The organism is Limnobacter sp. UBA7229 (assembly GCF_002473065.1).
GTDB lineage: Bacteria > Pseudomonadota > Gammaproteobacteria > Burkholderiales > Burkholderiaceae_B > Limnobacter > Limnobacter profundi.
In genome coordinates this window covers 94,443-112,108 of the sequence record NZ_DKTN01000016.1, presented here as the reverse complement: position 1 = coordinate 112,108, position 17,666 = coordinate 94,443, and the positions used below count along the sequence as shown (strand labels likewise).

Sequence of the window (17,666 nt, the reverse complement as noted above, 5' to 3'; positions counted from 1 at the left end):
GGGATTGAATCAATTGCAGATGGATTGTGCCGCGCACTCAGCAATCAACAATTCAAAGGTAGTATTGCGATCAATGTTTCATCATGATCGGACTCATCGGAATTGGACTCAACGGACTTGTTAACCCGGGCAGTGGGTATAGTGGCTTTTGGCTTGAGCATTGCAGGGTTCTGCGTCATTTCAGAACGTGGGACCAAGCTGTTGTTTGCACTGTCGTCGATGGCTTGGGGGCTTCAATACTACTTGTTGGGCGTGCATACCGGTTTTTTAATCATGCTTCTCACAGGGGTGCGGCAGGCAGTCACCATTTATTCCAACGTCATGGGCCAGCGTTTGCGTTTGGCGCTGGTATTGGGTTTCAGTGGCATGGCCGTTGCTATTGCTGTGTTCACCTGGCAAGGTTGGCTGGCCAGCTCTTTGCCACTGTTTGCAACATTGCTGGGTACTTGGGCCTTGTTCATGATGGGCAATGTGGGCATGCGCAAAGCCACCTTGGCCACCAATGCCTTGTGGGCGGTGCATGGTTACCTGTTTGATTCCTGGGAACTGTGCCTGACCATGATCGTGATCACTGTGGCCAACCTGTATGGTTTATATCGCCTGCGAGGGGCTACTGTGGTGCCGTGAAATGGAAAAAGTGGGAGACTCAAGGATACAACGGAGGAGTAAGTGAGCTGCGCTGTTTTGCCGGCTTTGCAAGGCTTCCCGGCGGATTCGCAGCGCGGGGCGGTTCCGCCAGGAACCGATGCGAAGACGCCAAGGCGTTTCGCATGCCCCAAGCCAGAAGCGTCAAGCCGGAATTAGAAGCATTGCTTAGGCAATATTGCGCGGTTCACTTGCTTCGCCGTACGTCCGGAGTACAACGCTTTACGCCATTTACCTGCTAAAATGCAGCCTGTTTTCAAACCCTTGCACCATATAGAGGCCCCGCGATGAACACGCGCCCCGCTTCTTCGCCTGCCGAGCACAACAGTCTTGTTGTCAACGGCGCTGCAGTCGAAGCCCAACTCCGTGAACTCCTTCAAAAACGCATCCTGATTCTGGACGGTGCAACCGGCACCATGATTCAGCAGTACAAGCTCACGGAAGCCCAATACCGGGGCGAGCGTTTCGCTGATTTTCACCGCGACATCAAGGGCAACAACGAGTTGTTGGTGCTTACCCAGCCCGCCATCATGACCGAGATTCATGAGCAGTACCTGGCCGCTGGCGCTGACATTTTGGAAACCAACACCTTCGGTGCCACCACCGTGGCGCAGGCCGATTACGAGATGGAACACCTCGTGGACGAAATGAACCGCGAGGCGGCCCGCCTGTGCAAGGAAGCCTGCATCAAGTACTCCACGCCGGACAAACCCCGGTTTGCCGCAGGCGCATTGGGCCCCACGCCCAAAACCGCGTCGATCAGCCCCGATGTGAACGACCCCGGTGCGCGCAATATTACGTTCGACGAACTGGTGGCCACTTACTACCAGCAAACCAAAGGGCTGGTTGAAGGCGGCGTAGACCTGCTGCTGGTTGAAACTATTTTCGACACCCTGAACGCCAAGGCGGCCTTGTTCGCGATCGACCAGTACTTTGAAGATTCCGGCAATAAATTGCCCATCATGATTTCCGGCACAGTGACCGATGCCTCCGGTCGCGTGTTGTCGGGTCAAACTGTGGAAGCTTTCTGGAATTCCGTGCGCCATGCCAAGCCCATTACCATCGGCTTGAACTGTGCGCTGGGTGCCTCGCTGATGCGCCCCTATGTGGCTGAACTGTCCAAAATTTGCGACGTGCCCATTTGCGTGTATCCCAACGCCGGTTTGCCCAACCCAATGAGCGACACGGGTTTCGATGAAACACCGGAAATTACCTCCAGCCTGGTGAAGGAATTTGCGCAAGCAGGCTTTTTGAATGTGGCTGGCGGTTGCTGCGGCACCACGCCTGATCACATCGCGGCCATTGCCAAGGCACTGGAAAACCAAAAGCCACGCACCATTCCCACCGTGGAACCCAAGTGCCGCTTGTCGGGCCTGGAGCCCCTGAACATTGATGACAACAGCCTGTTCATCAACGTGGGCGAGCGGACCAACGTAACGGGTTCCAAAGCGTTTGCCCGCATGATTTTGAACGAGCAGTACGACGAAGCGCTGAGTGTGGCCCGCCAACAAGTTGAAAACGGCGCGCAAATCGTGGACGTGAACATGGACGAAGCCATGCTCGACTCCAAAGCCGCCATGGTGAAGTTCCTGAACCTGATGGCCTCTGAGCCCGATATTTCACGCGTACCAGTCATGATCGACTCCTCGAAATGGGATGTGATCGAGGCTGGCTTGAAATGCGTTCAGGGCAAGTCAGTGGTCAACTCAATTTCCATGAAGGAAGGCGTTGAGGAATTCAAACGTCAGGCCAAATTGTGCAAGCGCTATGGTGCGGCAGTCATCGTGATGGCTTTTGATGAAAAAGGCCAGGCCGATACCTACGCCCGCAAAATCGAAATATGCGAGCGCGCCTACAACATTCTGGTGAATGAAGTGGGTTTCCCCGCTGAAGACATTATTTTCGACCCCAACATTTTCGCAATTGCCACCGGCATTGAAGAACACGACAACTACGGCAACGACTTCATCGAAGCCACGGGCTGGATCAAGAAAAACCTGCCGCATGCCAAAATTTCAGGTGGTGTGTCCAACGTGTCTTTCAGTTTCCGCGGCAATGAACCTGCCCGCGAGGCCATTCACACCGTGTTCCTGTACCACGCCATTAAAAACGGCATGACCATGGGCATTGTGAACGCCGGCATGATGGGTGTTTACGATGAACTGGAACCTGAACTGAAGGCCCGCGTGGAAGACATTGTGCTGAATCGTCAGCCCAATTTGCCAGCCAACGATCCCGACTTTGGCAAATCAGCCACCGAGCGAATGATTGAATTCGCAGGCACCCTGAAAGCGGGTGGCAAGAAGCTGGAAGAAAACCTGGAGTGGCGCAACCAACCGGTGCAAAAGCGTCTGGCCCATGCGCTGGTACACGGCATCACCAACTTCATTGTTGAAGACACCGAAGAATGCCGCGCTGAAATTGCAGCCAACGGTGGCCGCCCCATCAACGTAATTGAAGGCCCGTTGATGGACGGCATGAACGTGGTCGGCGACCTGTTTGGTGCCGGCAAAATGTTCCTGCCGCAGGTTGTTAAAAGTGCCCGTGTCATGAAGCAGGCGGTGGCGCACCTTATTCCTTACATCGAGGAAGAGAAAAAGCAGCTGGTGGCCGCCGGTGGCGACGCCAAAGCCAAGGGCAAAATTTTGATTGCCACCGTGAAAGGCGATGTGCACGACATTGGTAAAAACATCGTGACCGTTGTTCTTCAGTGCAACAACTTTGAAGTCGAGAACATGGGCGTGATGGTGCCGGCCGAGCAAATTCTCGCCAAAGCCAAAGAAATCAATGCCGACATCATTGGGCTGTCGGGCCTTATTACACCGTCGCTTGAAGAAATGGCCTATGTGGCTTCTGAAATGCAACGCGACCCCTATTTCCGCGACCGTGGTATTCCCTTGCTCATCGGTGGCGCCACCACCAGCCGCGTGCACACTGCTGTGAAAATTGCACCGCATTACGATGGCCCCACTGTCTACGTTTCAGACGCCAGCCGTTCTGTGGGTGTGGCCTCGAATTTGTTGTCGGATGAATCGGCCGACACGTTCAAAGCCGAATTGAAAACTGAATACGAACGTGTACGCGAACAGCATGCCAACAAAAAGGCAGCGCCGGTACTCAGTATCGAGGAGGCGCGTGCCAACAAGCCAAAACTGGATTGGATTGATTACACACCACCGAAGCCCAAGTTCATCGGCAAACGCTACTTCAAGAATTACGATTTGGCTGATATCGCCCAGTACATTGACTGGACGCCGTTTTTCCAAACCTGGGATTTACATGGCGGCTATCCCCGCGTGCTGGAAGACGAACTGGTGGGCGAAGCCGCCCGCAAAGTGTTTGAAGACGGCCAAGCCATGTTGAAAAAATGCATTGAAGGTCGCTGGTTGCAAGCCAACGCGGCAGTGGCGTTTTACCCGGCCAATACCATTGATGATGACACCATCGAGGTGTACACCGACGACACCCGAGCCCAAGTTTTGTTCACGTACAATCCCGGACGCCAGCTGGGTGTGAAGCGAGAAGGCGTGTTCAACAAATCACTGGCCGATTACATCGCCCCCAAGGGTGTGAAACAAGACTATATCGGTCTCTTTGCGGTTACCGCAGGCATCGGGGTTGAAAAAAAGGAATCGCAATTCCAGGCAGCCCATGACGACTACAGCTCCATTATGTTCAAGGCCATCGCAGACCGAATGGCTGAAGCCTTTGCGGAGTGCATGCACCAGCGTGTGCGAAAAGACCTTTGGGGTTATGTAGCCGATGAAACTTTGAGCAATGAAGAACTCATTGCAGAGAAGTATCAGGGTATTCGTCCTGCCCCTGGTTACCCCGCCTGCCCAGAACACACCATCAAGAAAGCCATGTTCGAGGTCATGAACTGTGGCGAAATCGGGATGTCACTGACCGAGAACTTTGCGATGATGCCTGCGGCCAGTGTTAGCGGATTTTATTTTAGTCATCCCCAGAGCCAGTACTTCAACGTGTAACACCTCCAGTCAATGGATTGCCTGCCGGTAATCCGCTGTCTGGAACTTGCCGCCGGTTTTTGCCACACAAGACATCAGTAGATTAGCGAACTGTCTTCTCAGGTCCGCATTTTTCTTGACTGGGTCCGCACATGCTGGCAAATCAAGTGCTTACCGATTGGTTGGCGATACATCAAGCAGTCGGTCTGAACTCTGCCATGCAGGGGTGGCTGTATGCCCTGTCAGTCGGCCGCAACTATCTGTTAAGTGCCGAAGAATGGGCCGTACTCGGGTCAAATTCCCGGCAAACACCGGTAGTACCTGCCGGCCTTCAAAACACGGCTATTTCCACCAAAACGCGCCTTGAACTGAGGCAACAGCTACCCCGCAACAGCGAGCGCTTTGTGATCGTTGGTGGGGGGCCAGTGGGACTTATGCTTGCTGTGGCCTTGAAAAAATTATTTGGCTCCCGCATCGTGCTTCATGTTCTGGAAAACAGAGTCAACAGCGAAGGTCAGGGCACTGCTTTCACAAGAAGTTGGCCTATCAACATTCCTGTCAGCGAATTCATGTTTTTTAATCACCCTTCAGGAATCAATTCTGTGGCTCCTCTGGGCGAGTATCTGCCATGGACACTTCGCGAACTGGAAAGTCACCTGTTGTCACTCGCGCAAATTCTTGATTGTCAGTTTGTCTACTCAAATGAAAAAACTGAAAACCTGTTGTTGCAGCTTCAGCCAGATCTCGTATTCGATGCAACAGGTGGGCGATGGCGGGCAAAAGGTCAAATGAAAAAAGAGTGCGAGGTGGTCTTGTGCAGTTCAGATCTGGAAACTGTTCAAGGTTATTGCGCCTTTGGCGTAAATCCCGTCGCAATAGCACCCAGCGATGCGCGCAATCTGGCGGTTTCGGTTTACGACAACGGGGACTGTCGACCAACTTTGAACGGTGTACCTCTCTCCAGCTGGATGTTGAAAATTCGAGGCATTCCCCGGCACCTGGGTCCTGTTTTGATCGAAAAGATTCGCACGATTAATCACGACAATTGGATTTATGTATGGCCCACGCATTTGAGCTCAGGAGAATGGATCGCCTTTTTTGGTTTAAGGCAGGATGACGCGTGGCTGCTTCAAAACGAAATCAAGGGCCCGCTTTCTCTTGATCAGGTATGGGATAACTTGTCAAAGCTGTCCGACCCAAGGTGGAAAATCATAGTGGATGTGCTGGCTTCGGGCGCCGTTGGGCATCACTCCGAATGCAGGGTAGACCCACCGTTTCTTTGGGCTCCACATTTGTACATTGGCGATGGCTCCGGTTGGTCGCATCAGCAGGGTGTTCCAGTGATACCTGTTGGCGACAGTTTGTTTCACGGACATCCCCAAGTGGGCAATGGTTTGGGCTCGCACCTCAATATGATTAACCTTTTGATTCAGCAACTGCAACGAAGCAACGGTTAATGTCGTAAAGCCTCAATTTTCAATCGCATTGAGCGAAAACTCGGAACCATCTTCTTGGGAGCAACACATACAGTAGTCAGCAGTAATCTAATCGGTGACAGGCGTGCAAACAAAAAAGTTACTTTCTTCAATTAATGAGTTTGCCCGCCTGGCGTCAAACCGATCTGAGTTGGTGGGTGCATGCTTTGTTCTGGTAATCATCGTCATGATGGTTATTCCCCTTAGCCCGGTACTTCTGGATATTCTGATCGCCGTCAATATCAGCGCCACCATCGTGCTCGTAGTCAGTGCGATGTTGCTTGAAACTCCCCTCAAGTTTTCATCTTTTCCCGCCATTCTCCTGATGACCACGCTTTTCAGGTTGGCTCTTACCATTTCCACAACAAGACAAATTCTGTTGGAGGCGGACGCCGGTCACATCATCCAGACGTTTGGAGAATTTGTGATTGGGGGCAATGTCACCGTCGGTCTGATCATGTTTTTGATTCTGGCTATCGTGAACTTTCTCGTAGTGACGAAAGGATCTGAGCGAGTGGCCGAGGTGGCCGCCCGATTCTCGCTCGATGGTATGCCGGGTAAACAAATGTCGATTGACAGCGACCTTCGCGCGGGCAACATCACGCAAGCTGAAGGCAAGCAAAAGAGAGCCATGCTCGAGAAAGAGTCGCAATTATTCGGGGCCATGGATGGCGCAATCAAATTTGTAAAAAATGATGCGATCGCGGGCTTGATCATTACAGCGATCAACCTGATCGGGGGGATCGCAATAGGCATGTTGCAAAAAGACATGACCCTGTCCCAGGCTGGTTCGATCTATTCAGTGTTGACAGTGGGTGATGGACTCATTGGAATCATCCCATCGTTGCTAACTTCTGTTGCAGCGGGTTTGATTGTGACCAGGGTTACAAAAGGCGAAGCCGATGGATCAAGTACCGCCCAAGACATGATCCTCGATCTCACATCCAATGCCCGTGCGTTACAAATCAGCGGCCTTTTTTGTGCATGCTTCGCCTTGGTTCCAGGCATGCCTGCTGTGGTGTTTCTTGTGGCATCTGCACTTTTGCTCGGCAAGTCGTTTTTTGTAGACAAGGGCAATAAGAAGAACGACATCGAGCCTCAGGCGCAGCACATTGACGATGCGTTAAATGCGGCAGCAATCGGCAAGGATATGGAAGACATCACGCTGACAAAAACATTCTTGCCGATGGAGGTCAAGATTCCTGGAAGCCTTGAGCCGAATCTGAAACAAATGTTTCGGTCGATCTGCAAAGCATCACGTAACCAGTTAATTGAAGAATCTGGCGCGCTTTATCCCACCATTGATTTTAGCGAGCATGCCGCCCCGCAGATTGAATTCCATGTCTTCGGTGTACCCATGCTTGAGATTGATCCGTCTGATCGAAGAATTGCAGTATTTTGCGAGCCCTCTCGACTGGAGAGTTTGGGAATCGATGTTGTCCGAGAACGAGATCCCATCTTGGGCAGAGATTTCTACCTGACCGAGCCCGTCAACAAAAATAGCCTGGATAAAAACAATATTTCTTACTGTTGCTTTGAGAAGAGATGGAGCAACTTGATCATTGGTCTTTTTGTTTCAAGATCGGTCGATTACTTCAATCTGAATGACTTTCAAAGACATGTCGCAAGACTGTCCGACAAGAATGGTGAGCAACTCAAGGAATTGGAGCGGGTACTACCGCTGTCCAAGGTCACAGAAGTTTTCCAGAAACTGCTGATTGAGCGGGTTTCAGTCAAAAACATTCGAACGGTTCTAAATTGTCTTATTGACTGGGCCCAAAGAGAGCGAGATGTCCTTGTGATTGCAGAGCAGGTGCGCAAGGGGCTGTTTGAACAAATAAGTTTTCAGCATTGTGTGGACAAAACCTTCAGCATTTGTACCTTGTCGCCAGACTTCGAGCAGTCAATCCGCGAAAGCATACGAAGTGATGGCAGTCGAACATTCATTGATGCCGATGCATCGTCCCTGAACTTGATGGTCGACATGATCGAAGTGCAATACAGCGAGTTCTATCATTTCGAAAAGTTGCCTCTGCTAATCACATCAATGGATTGCAGGGCACATGTCAGGATGCTGATCCAGGACAGGCTAAGCGCAGTGCCTGTTCTTTCGTATCAGGAAATTTCGAATCGCTATGGAATTAAGTTGCTGAAGTCTATTGAGTACGACGATTCACTAATAAGCATCAATCACGACACTAGAGAGGCCTAAAGATGCTTGCATTGAATATTGAAGTAACCTCTGGCTTGCATGCAGGTGCCAAGTGGAAATTCAATCATGGCATTGTGACACTTGGAGGAAATGCGAACTCCGAGGTTTTTCTTTGTGATGACGGAATTCCTGATCAGTGCCTAAAGCTTCGTGTACATGGCAACAGGATTACCTTCGAGGAAATCTCAAGTGATGTTCGCTTCTTGGGCCAAGCCGGCAAAACGCCAAGCCGGGTAATTTACGCAGGTCAGTCGATGACGATAACCTGCCGCCAGGTTCAGTTTACGATCACTGCGAACAGCGAATCAGGTTTTTTGTGGTCGAAGTTTACGAACAATGGAGCCCGTTTCTTCGGAGGTGCACTGGAGTTGGTTCGTTCAATCGGGCCAGGGACTGTGATGGCAATCTCTTGCCTGTTTGGCCTGATGGCGACCACCGTCATTCTCTTCTTTGGTTCAGCGAACTTCTCGGAATCTCAAGCATTCCCCGCTGCCAACTTGATAGAAAATCCAAAGGCGATACCACCTCCTCCTGCACCACCTGTGGCCGACCAGTTGCTCAGGGTTGTTCAACTTCAGCTCTTGCAATTCAAAGGGGAGCAGAAATTAAGCGACTTCGACGTGAATATTGAATACGAGAAGGTTCGGGTGAGTGCAAGGGGCTCCATGAGCAGAATGCAGTTGCAAATTTTTGAGTCGCTCATCAAACGGATATCGTCCGACCATGGCCGGCAGATAGAAATCATTGCCACTTTAAGCCTGACCGATGAGCAGAAAGCTGTCGATGACATTGAAGTCGCCGGCGTGTTGTTGGGAGCTCAACCTGCTTTGATGTTGCGCGATGGAACAAGGCTTTTTGTAGGAGCCAGCTATCAAGGCGTTGTATTGGATCAGGTGTCTGAAAGTGGTCTTGTGTTTGTCGGAAGCACCCGTTATGAGTTGCCCCTATGACAGCGATGAATGAGTTGATTGATTTGTCGAGTTGCTTACCCGGCACACCAGATCCTCTGGCGCGCTTTAAGGCAAGAATTCAAACGCTGGACCCGGTAATACGTGTTGGTCACGTACATGAAATCGTGATGAATACGCTGCGCGCAACACTGCCAGATATCACTCGGGGAGAAATGTGTGAGATCTCCTGCGAAAACGGAAAAACTGTGCTGGGCGAAGTTGTTGCTTTCAGTGGCAACGAGGCCACAATCGCTTGCCTAGATTCTGTTGATGGCGTGCGCCTAGGATCCAAGGTGACACCGTTTGGGCGTCGACATTGCATCGAAAGCCACGCCGGGATAGTTGGCCAGGTTCTTGATGGCATGGGCAGGAACATGCTCCATCCGGCGGATCGCTCAACTTGGGCACTTTCTTTCTCTTCAGATTCGGTTCCGGTAATGCGACAAGCGCCGCTGGCAGCAGAGCGCCCACCTGTTTGCCGTCACCTGGAGACTGGTGTACGAGTCATCGATGGGCTCAACAGCATTGGTGTCGGGCAAAGGGTGGGCGTATTTGCACCGCCTGGCTGCGGAAAAACCACGCTTCTGTCACAGATCGCTCGTGGCGTAGACGCGGATATTGTTGTGTTTGCGCTGGTGGGCGAACGGGGCCGAGAGCTGCGTGAATTCATGGACCGTGAGATAAGCACCGAGATCCGATCCAAAAGTGTTTTTGTTTGCGCAACGTCAGATCGATCGCCAACAGAGCGAGTCAGGTCAGCATTTACCGCCATGACCATTGCTGAACATTTTCGCGATCAGGGAAAATCGGTGTTACTTCTGGTCGACTCAATCACCCGTCTTGCAAGGGCTCAGCGTGAAATTGGATTGATGGTAGGAGAACCCGCAACTTCAGCTGGGTTTACTCCATCTGTGTACAGTTTGCTTCCCCAACTTGTAGAACGGGCTGGAAGGACAAACCAAGGTTCCATTACCGCGATATTCACGGTCCTGATGGAATCTGAAAAGTTTGAAGACGATCCGCTGGCCAGCGAGGCCAAAAGCCTGCTTGACGCGCATATTCTGCTCAGCCAGAAATATGTGGAGTCAGCTCATTTTCCAGCGGTTGATCCCCTGCGTAGCCTTTCACGGGTGATGGATCATATTGTTTCCCCCGAGCATGTCAAGTTATCCCAAGCCGTTCGGCGCATCTTGTCGATTCATCAGGAAATGGAGTTACTGGTTCGGCTCAATGAATATCAGGCGGGAACAGATCCGATCGTGGATGAGGCACTTCGGGTTGTGCCCAGTCTCAAGGACTGGATGCGACAGGGTCGAAACGAGAACTCGCCAACGCAGGAGACCTTCAAGGGCCTTGCGAGAATCGTATCGTCTTTTCAAAGCTTGACTGAGAGGGCTTGATTTGATGAAGCAAACTCACTTTCAGCTACAAACCGTATTGAGAATTCGCAGTATTCGGGTCCGGAGGCAAGCGGCGATGGTGGCTGAGTCGGAGAACAAGCTCAAGCAACAATTGACCGCCCAACAGCAACTACAGCGAGACCTGATCGCCATTCAAGAAAACCATGTTCAAACACGTCGTGCAAAGCTTGAAAAACTCAAGGGTGGGCAGACAAACATTCGGGAATTTCTTGAATTGAAAGACAGTGAGAACACCTTTGACTGGAAAAGAAACCAGATGACCCGTGAGGGTGATGTGCTTGGTGATCAAATCCAACAAAGTAGAGTGGATTGGATTGCTGAAAAAACAAAATACAAAGAACTGGAAAAAGCAAGCATTAAGGTTGAGGAATATCTCAAGCTGGATTGGACATGATGAATGAACTTGGTGATATTTCTGAAGCTGGCGAGTTCCTGGACGATCAATTCGATGACGCCGAGGTACTGGAGTTCTGGTCAACATCTGAATTAATGTCTTTGTCGTCACTGCCCAGGAACAAAGTGATTTCCTGCCCGGCATTCAAAATCCGGCAGCAGTTGTACCAACTGGATCATCCCAAGCTCAGATCAAATGAAATCCGTCGCGCCGAGGGCATGAGTTTGTCTTTGTCCCTGAGGGATTACCTGTTGCTTGAGATTGAAGATGCTCAGCGACAGTCATTTATTCTTGCCGTACATCCAGACTGGGTCTGGAAATCGAGTGCCCATTTGATTACGCCTGAGCTATCAAGATGGGCTGTCGACCATGCTCCTGAAATTATTGGTTTCATTGAATACTCGTTGATCGAGCTGTTTGACTTTTTTGACTGGATTCCCCGGGGCATCAGCCGTTCCCCTTGCCCGGAAATTGAAAATCCAATCGAGGACGCGCTGTATATCAATGACGAGAAGTCTACGCAATTGATCGCTTTCGGAAGCAGTTCAGCCTTAAACCGGGCGGAACTGGTTCTTCGTGCCTACAGCACAGACTACAGAAAAAACTGCCTGTGGCTAGGGCAATCAATCTTCTATGAATTAAGACTCAATTTACTGCTCAGCAAGACCGCCTGGAAGTTGTCGGAAATCTCCTCTGTCTCTGCTGGCGACCTATTGTACTTGCAGCAGCGTAGAAGAGGAGAAGGGCTGGTTGAGCTGAGAGCGAAAATGATCAGCAGCTCTACAAGCACGGTTCAATGGACAAGAGAGGTAAATTTCACAATGACAGACAAAGACGCCAAAATTCACATTGGAAATACTTCCTGGGAAAGGGTTGAACAATCATTTGATGACGATGGGGATAACTTGCTTTCAGGTAGTGTGCACAGCGACTCTGATCTTGAGTATGAATCGAATGCGGCTTCCCCCTCTTTGTTGTCCAGCCAGCGAATCGTCGAAGGCGTGAGCGGCCCCGAAGACGTGGTTCTTGAGGTAATCGCGGGCGTAACACAAGTTGACTTCAACGAGCTTTGCAATATTCAGGATGGAAGTTTGATTGAACTTCAATCCCACACTTTGCCCATGGTCAAGTTGGCAGTGCGTGGCGTGCCAATTCTGGAAGGTGAGTTGGTACGCTTCAAGGAAGTCTTAATGGTTCAAGTCACACGAAGGATAAGCAATGGGTCCAGAGACGATTAATCCAATATCGTTAATTGTTACGGTTGCTTCGCTTTCTTTGGTGCCTTTGGTGGCAGTTACCGCAACCTCTTTTCTGAAGATATCCGCCGTACTGCTGATACTACGCAATGCAATTGGTGTTCAACAGGTGCCCTCGAACATGGTGCTCTATGGCATCTCGATGGTGATCACACTGCTGGTGATGGGACCCGTTCTACAGGATGCCAGTCAGAAGTTTGCTCCAGAAGGCAATTTGCCAGGGAATGGTACGGAAATGATTTCAGCGATCGGGTCAGCCATTCCACCCTTTAAAGTGTTCATGTTGAAGCACACAAATCCGGACTATCACGACAGTTTCTACCAAACCTCGTTGCGAATTTCCGAGAAGTATCAGGCGCCTGAGTTGGATCGAAATGACCTTACCGTGGTGTTGCCGGCGTTTGTCGCCTCCGAATTGTCGGAAGCTTTCAGGCTTGGACTTTACCTCTACCTCCCGTTTGTGATTATTGATCTTGCAGTTTCCAGTGCATTGATGGCGCTCGGAATGATGATGGTGTCGCCCATGTCACTGACAGTTCCGGCAAAAATTCTGCTTTTTGTAGCCGTGGAAGGCTGGGCAAAAGTATTTTCGGGTTTGATTTCATCCTACGGAGTCTGACAATTGATTACCAATTTTGTGAGTCAGGCGCTCTGGATTTCTTTGCTGGTTTCCCTTCCTGTAGTAGGTATAACTGTCGTACTCGGTTTCATCTTGGGGTTCTTGCAGGCAATTTTTCAGTTGCAGGATCAGGCACTGCCATTTGGTATCAAGTTGGTCGCATGTGTGGCGTGTTTAATCATGTTGGGTCCCTGGATCGCGGGGATGATGATGCAATACACCAATCAGATCTTTGAAATCATTTCGATGTCTGCCGCCTATGGTTGATTTGCTTGCAACAAACACCGACTCCGTTCGTGCTTTCCTTGCCCTGTTGGCCTACTACTTGCCAAGAACATTGCTGTTTGTTGCCTTCATGCCCTTGCTTGGAAAGGGTAGCAATAGTGGCTTGATTAAAAGTGCAATTGGAATCGCGATTGTTTTGCTCCCGGTTCAAATTGCCTTTGCATCCAGTTTTCCTCATCCCGCAACCCAAGACTTCGTGGTGTTTACGTTGGTGACCGAAGTGATGCTGGGCACTTTGTTGGGACTGACGATCGCACTTCCTTATTACATTTTTATGGCTTTTGGGGCCTTGATCGATGTGTATCGCGGAGCGACCTTTGCAGCTCAGGCAAACGGGCAGGATTCCGGGGAACAACTTCCCCTTGAGAATCTCTTTGGTTTGCTTTTCACCGCACTCATTTTTGCGGGTCCAGGTCTTCATGCCATTACACAACACCTTTTGTACAGCTATGCTACTTTTCCTCCCGGGCTCATTCAAGTCGGGAATTTTGATACCTGGGTAGTCGCATTGGTGCAGTTGGTTGTTGATTATCTGGCCTTTGCCGTTCTTCTATCGGGACCGATTCTGATTATTATCATGCTCGTAGAATTTGCCATGGAAATTCTTTCAAGTTTCACGCCGCAGATGCAGGTTTACAGCTTGCAGTTTGGGCTTAGGTCTGTCTTTGGAATTGCTGGATTGATCCTGGTGCTTGAATTTGCAGAAGAGGAGATATTTAGAATCTTTGGTGATTACTCAACAACGCTGTCCACATTGTTGGGGCTGGTGCCATGAGTGGAGAAAAAACCGAGTTACCCACAGAAAAAAAGAAAGAAGACAGTAAAAAGAAAGGTCAGGTAGCGGTTAGTAAAGATGTCTTGACACTTTTTCGGCTGACTTTCATTTACATGTTGTTGTTTTCAGTCATGGTTCATTACTTCAATGGGTTTCTTGAATTAATTGACTCTACAATCGCTGCCGGATTCTCCCGAAAATTCACGCTCAATTCAGAAATCTCCAATCTCGCGATCAATCTTTTTCTTGAAATCGTAATGCCAATCGTTGCAGTAGCAGTTCTTGTCGGGATTGTTGGTACCTGGGCTCAAACCGGTTTGGTAATTGCTCCTGAAGCGGCCATGCCGTCATTTAAAAAGCTGAATCCAATTCCAACGATCAAAAATATGTTTTCAAAAAAATCGTTGGTTCAACTGGTGATTTCAGTTGTTAAAAGTATATTGCTTGCAGTCGTCATTTACTACGTTGCCATATTCAATCTCCAGGACATCGTCTACAGCTATAGGGCTGGTTTGGATGTCATGCTCACTCTCATGTGGGATCTGTTGCAGCAGGCGGTCACAATCATTCTGGGTTTGTTTATCAGTCTTTCTGCAATTGATTGGATTGCAACCTACTTTGATCATCTCAAGCAAATGCGCATGAGTAAAAACGAAGTCAAGGATGAGAACAAGGAAATTCACGGTAATCCAGAGGTTAAGCGCTATATCAAACAGGGGCATCGGCGATTATTGAATGCCTCGCTACAGCGGGTTCCAAATGCCAAAGTGGTGGTGACAAACCCCACCCACCTTGCTGTTGCACTTGACTACGAGCCAGGCGTGCACGATTTACCTTATGTTCTCGCCATTGGCGCTGATGAAGACGCAAAACTCATTCGGGAGCTTGCTGCCAAGCACAAAATTCCTGTCGTTGAGAATGTACGGTTAGCCCGAATGATCTATTCCGACTGCGATGAAGATGAATACATTCAGCGCCCACACCTGGAACTGGCAGCAGCGGTTTTCAAACTGGTTTTCTCTTTGTCAAAGCCACGGAACTAACAGACTCTTTTTTCTCACTTAGAACACGAGTACTTCTATTTGAGAACAAGATGAATGATCTTCACATACCCTCGCAACTGCCGTTTGTTCTTTCATCCTCAAGGGCGTCGGTGGCAAGTACCGCAGATCAATCCCACTTTGCTCTATTGCTGGAAGGCATGCGCGTTGCTTCAAGCCCAACTCAACCTGGAATGAATACAACAAAAACGCCTGGACCTGAACGAGGGGAAATTGGTGCAGCACTTCTGAATGATGTTCACGGACTGGATCAAATCATTGAAGGCATGGCTGTTGCAGCCAAGCTAAACAGCCAGGAAATTCAGTCCAACGGTGACCATCTGTTCAATCTCACCGAGTCCATATTGAGACTCGAAGTGGATGGGGACACCTATTTCATGCAAACCAATTACGCATCTCAGCGAGCAACAGAATTTGGCGAAGAGTTGGGATCGTTGACCAGGGGGCGCCCATGAGGTTCAATCTGATTAAACTCCTCGTGATGATTATGGCGGCTGTTACCTTGCAGGCATGCGGGTCTCGAATTGCCCTGTTCCAGGATCTCAACGAGGCAGATGCAAACGAAATCTACGCGGTCCTTCTTGACTCGGGTATTCCTGCCCAGAAAGAACAAGGCAAGAACGGTATCTCAATCAGTGTTCCCCAGCGTATGTCCGGTGACGCGCTTCTGGTCCTGAAAGCTCGAGGTTTGCCAAAAAGCAAACGAGGCACCATTGGTGAGATATTCAAGAAGGACGGCATGATTAGTTCCCCACTCGAGGAGAAGGCACGCTACCTGTTTGCCCTTTCACAAGAGTTGGAGCAAACGCTTCTCACCATTGATGGCGTGATTTCCGCCAGAGTCCACTTGGTCCTGCCAGAGCGCCCGGCACCCGGTGAGCAGTTGATCCCATCGTCGGTGGCTGTTTTTGTAAAGCACAAAACAGACTCGCCGTTTCAGGCATACATTTCCAAAATCCGTGAGCTGGTCAGTAGCAGTATTCCGGGTGTTGGTGGTGGAAATGCCGAACGAATTTCAATTGTCGCAATTCCCTCCAATGAGTACCTTGAAAAGGGATTGCCCCTGATCTGGTATGGCCCGATGGCCTTGATGCCAGAGGACCGCGTGGCTTTTCTCATGGTGATCTACACACTCATCGGCTTGTGGCTTTTGTCGATGGGCGCCGTTTACCTCTCTGTGGCAGATCAGAAAAACTGGCCAAAGTTTTTGCATGTCTTCAAGCGAGGTTCTGTCGATGATTGATGACGAAAACATCGCTGCACAGTGGTGGCGTTGGTGGACCAACCCATGTGAAGGCATGCATCCAGACAAAATCAAATGGCTGAAGGCCCAAGGTATCGTGTGGGCAGACAGGCATGAGCCTTCGGTAATCATCAAGATTCGACGATTAATGAATCTCTCTTGCTTGCCAGATAGCCAAATGACTGCTGCACCCAGTCGTTTGATCCTGGGTTTGGTTGATCACGCTGAGATGGAAAGTGAGCTTTCGCAGTTCGCCTGCCTGGTTCTGGATGACTCTATCTTGACAGCAAGACCCAGTGACTGGGAGCAGTTGCATGGTGTGCACAATACCGAAGTTATTCGTGACTTGATTTCTACTTTCCGAACGCTTTCTCCTGGACTGGAAACCATTCGAATCAATATTGTGACTTCGTTGCAGCGAGTACAAAGTGAGGCTGTGAAAATCAATCAGGCCATATTGATTGTTCTCGGTTTGTATCTTCGAAAATTTTCTCCGGTTTTCTATCAACGCTGGTTGCTTGGTGTTTCAGATCAGGTCGCTGCCTATATTCATGAAGTTCCGTTGTTGTCCAGAGATGATCTTCTTCAGGAATTTGAATCCTGGGTTGATCCCGCGATTGAGAAAATTATCGGAAATTTTGTTCAGCAGTTTGAGATTCCCTTGCTTGATTTGAATGAGGCATAGACACCATGCTTGGCTTACTTCGCGAGATCGATGTTCCTGTTGATTTTCAGTTCACTGGAAACTGGATTAAGGGTTCGCTGATGGATCAGGTTTCTGATTATCAAACGCTGGTCGCAACAGCGCATCGTCATATCCAGGAGATGAGGGATCGCGCGAAATTGGAGATTGAAACCCAGAGAACCGAGGTCATAGAAGACGTCGCAAAACGTGGCCAGAATGATCTTCAACAGTTCTTAAACCTATTCGAGAAAAGACGCATGGAGCTTGAGACCAACTCAGCCATGGCATGTATGGAGGTGAGTCGAATGGCCATTGCGCAATTCATCAAAGAGGCTCCCGAGAAAACCAGGCTCAACGCTTTGATTGAATTACTTCTCGGGAAAATCCAGTCACGATCCAGTTTTACCCTTCGAGTTCATCCCGGGCAAGTTGAGCTGGTAGAGACCTTGATAGCAGAGAAGTTTTCTTCTTTACTGAAATTGAGCAAGTGGCAGGTTATCCCAGACTCCACCGTTGCACCAGATCGGCTGGTTGTTGACTCTGCCGGTGAGTCGTATATCGATGTTTCAGTCGAGAACTGGCTTGCAATTTTGGGGCAAGAACTTCTATCGCTTAAAGGCTATTTCGATGCCCAAGCAACTTTAAAGCAAGGTCAGTCATGATTCAACTTAGAGCAA

15 protein-coding genes and 1 pseudogene are annotated in these 17,666 nt (G+C 49.8%); all 16 read left to right on the top strand.

Annotated elements, in window-relative coordinates; all coding sequences use genetic code 11:
- Positions 1-102 precede the first annotated feature (102 nt).
- The 16 genes and pseudogenes from B4C79_RS09530 to B4C79_RS09455 all read left to right on the top strand — a co-directional run bounded on the left by B4C79_RS09530 (position 103) and on the right by B4C79_RS09455 (position 17,651).
- The gene (locus B4C79_RS09530; protein ID WP_171097080.1) at positions 103-627 is read left to right on the top strand and encodes a YgjV family protein; all 525 of its coding nucleotides are present in this window, start codon (positions 103-105) and stop codon (positions 625-627) included.
- A gap of 305 nt (positions 628-932) precedes the next feature.
- Positions 933-4,631: pseudogene (gene metH, locus B4C79_RS09525) on the top strand (methionine synthase); the annotation flags it as partial.
- 134 nt (positions 4,632-4,765) lie between these two features.
- Positions 4,766-6,070, top strand: a complete 1,305-nt coding sequence (locus tag B4C79_RS09520) for a hypothetical protein (protein ID WP_291739083.1) — start codon at positions 4,766-4,768, stop codon at positions 6,068-6,070.
- A 103-nt stretch (positions 6,071-6,173) separates the two neighbouring features.
- Complete coding sequence (locus tag B4C79_RS09515) at positions 6,174-8,300, top strand: flagellar biosynthesis protein FlhA (protein ID WP_146106608.1); 2,127 nt, start codon at positions 6,174-6,176, stop codon at positions 8,298-8,300.
- Positions 8,301-8,302: 2 nt separating this feature from the next.
- Positions 8,303-9,250, top strand: coding sequence for a hypothetical protein (locus B4C79_RS09510; protein ID WP_291752209.1), 948 nt, complete (start codon positions 8,303-8,305; stop codon positions 9,248-9,250).
- On the top strand, positions 9,247-10,650 hold the full coding sequence (locus tag B4C79_RS09505) for a FliI/YscN family ATPase (RefSeq protein WP_291739085.1): 1,404 nt from the start codon (positions 9,247-9,249) through the stop codon (positions 10,648-10,650). Before B4C79_RS09510 ends, B4C79_RS09505 begins: the two co-directional genes overlap by 4 nt.
- A gap of 4 nt (positions 10,651-10,654) precedes the next feature.
- On the top strand, positions 10,655-11,065 hold the full coding sequence (locus B4C79_RS09500; protein WP_291739086.1) for a hypothetical protein: 411 nt from the start codon (positions 10,655-10,657) through the stop codon (positions 11,063-11,065).
- Entirely contained in the window at positions 11,062-12,303 is a 1,242-nt protein-coding gene (locus B4C79_RS09495) for a FliM/FliN family flagellar motor C-terminal domain-containing protein (protein WP_291739087.1), read from the top strand. The genes B4C79_RS09500 and B4C79_RS09495 overlap by 4 nt, the downstream gene beginning before the upstream one ends.
- Positions 12,284-12,940, top strand: coding sequence for a type III secretion system export apparatus subunit SctR (sctR, locus tag B4C79_RS09490; protein ID WP_105027884.1), 657 nt, complete (start codon positions 12,284-12,286; stop codon positions 12,938-12,940). Before B4C79_RS09495 ends, sctR begins: the two co-directional genes overlap by 20 nt.
- Positions 12,941-12,943: 3 nt before the next feature.
- A complete protein-coding gene (sctS, locus tag B4C79_RS09485) occupies positions 12,944-13,207 on the top strand; it encodes a type III secretion system export apparatus subunit SctS (RefSeq protein WP_105027885.1) in 264 nt (87 codons plus the stop codon).
- Positions 13,200-14,000: an EscT/YscT/HrcT family type III secretion system export apparatus protein gene (locus B4C79_RS09480; RefSeq protein ID WP_291739088.1), complete on the top strand. Its 801-nt coding sequence runs from the start codon at positions 13,200-13,202 to the stop codon at positions 13,998-14,000. Before sctS ends, B4C79_RS09480 begins: the two co-directional genes overlap by 8 nt.
- Positions 13,997-15,043 (top strand): EscU/YscU/HrcU family type III secretion system export apparatus switch protein, encoded by a 1,047-nt coding sequence (locus B4C79_RS09475; protein ID WP_105027887.1) that lies wholly within the window; start codon positions 13,997-13,999, stop codon positions 15,041-15,043. Before B4C79_RS09480 ends, B4C79_RS09475 begins: the two co-directional genes overlap by 4 nt.
- A 50-nt stretch (positions 15,044-15,093) precedes the next feature.
- On the top strand, positions 15,094-15,516 hold the full coding sequence (locus B4C79_RS09470) for a hypothetical protein (protein WP_291762578.1): 423 nt from the start codon (positions 15,094-15,096) through the stop codon (positions 15,514-15,516).
- Positions 15,513-16,304, top strand: a complete 792-nt coding sequence (sctJ, locus tag B4C79_RS09465) for a type III secretion system inner membrane ring lipoprotein SctJ (RefSeq protein ID WP_291739089.1) — start codon at positions 15,513-15,515, stop codon at positions 16,302-16,304. Before B4C79_RS09470 ends, sctJ begins: the two co-directional genes overlap by 4 nt.
- Entirely contained in the window at positions 16,297-16,989 is a 693-nt protein-coding gene (locus B4C79_RS09460; protein ID WP_291739090.1) for a hypothetical protein, read from the top strand. The genes sctJ and B4C79_RS09460 overlap by 8 nt, the downstream gene beginning before the upstream one ends.
- 5 nt (positions 16,990-16,994) lie before the next feature.
- A complete protein-coding gene (locus tag B4C79_RS09455) occupies positions 16,995-17,651 on the top strand; it encodes an HrpE/YscL family type III secretion apparatus protein (RefSeq protein WP_105027891.1) in 657 nt (218 codons plus the stop codon).
- Positions 17,652-17,666: the final 15 nt, after the last annotated feature.

Coding starts and splice junctions, on each gene's coding strand:
- B4C79_RS09520 (WP_291739083.1), top strand. CDS start 4,766: ATGCTGGCAAATCAAGTGCTTACCGATTGGTTGGCGATACATCAAGCA.
- B4C79_RS09510 (WP_291752209.1), top strand. CDS start 8,303: ATGCTTGCATTGAATATTGAAGTAACCTCTGGCTTGCATGCAGGTGCC.
- B4C79_RS09505 (WP_291739085.1), top strand. CDS start 9,247: ATGACAGCGATGAATGAGTTGATTGATTTGTCGAGTTGCTTACCCGGC.
- B4C79_RS09500 (WP_291739086.1), top strand. CDS start 10,655: ATGAAGCAAACTCACTTTCAGCTACAAACCGTATTGAGAATTCGCAGT.
- B4C79_RS09495 (WP_291739087.1), top strand. CDS start 11,062: ATGATGAATGAACTTGGTGATATTTCTGAAGCTGGCGAGTTCCTGGAC.
- sctR (WP_105027884.1), top strand. CDS start 12,284: ATGGGTCCAGAGACGATTAATCCAATATCGTTAATTGTTACGGTTGCT.
- B4C79_RS09480 (WP_291739088.1), top strand. CDS start 13,200: ATGGTTGATTTGCTTGCAACAAACACCGACTCCGTTCGTGCTTTCCTT.
- B4C79_RS09475 (WP_105027887.1), top strand. CDS start 13,997: ATGAGTGGAGAAAAAACCGAGTTACCCACAGAAAAAAAGAAAGAAGAC.
- B4C79_RS09470 (WP_291762578.1), top strand. CDS start 15,094: ATGAATGATCTTCACATACCCTCGCAACTGCCGTTTGTTCTTTCATCC.
- sctJ (WP_291739089.1), top strand. CDS start 15,513: ATGAGGTTCAATCTGATTAAACTCCTCGTGATGATTATGGCGGCTGTT.
- B4C79_RS09460 (WP_291739090.1), top strand. CDS start 16,297: ATGATTGATGACGAAAACATCGCTGCACAGTGGTGGCGTTGGTGGACC.
- B4C79_RS09455 (WP_105027891.1), top strand. CDS start 16,995: ATGCTTGGCTTACTTCGCGAGATCGATGTTCCTGTTGATTTTCAGTTC.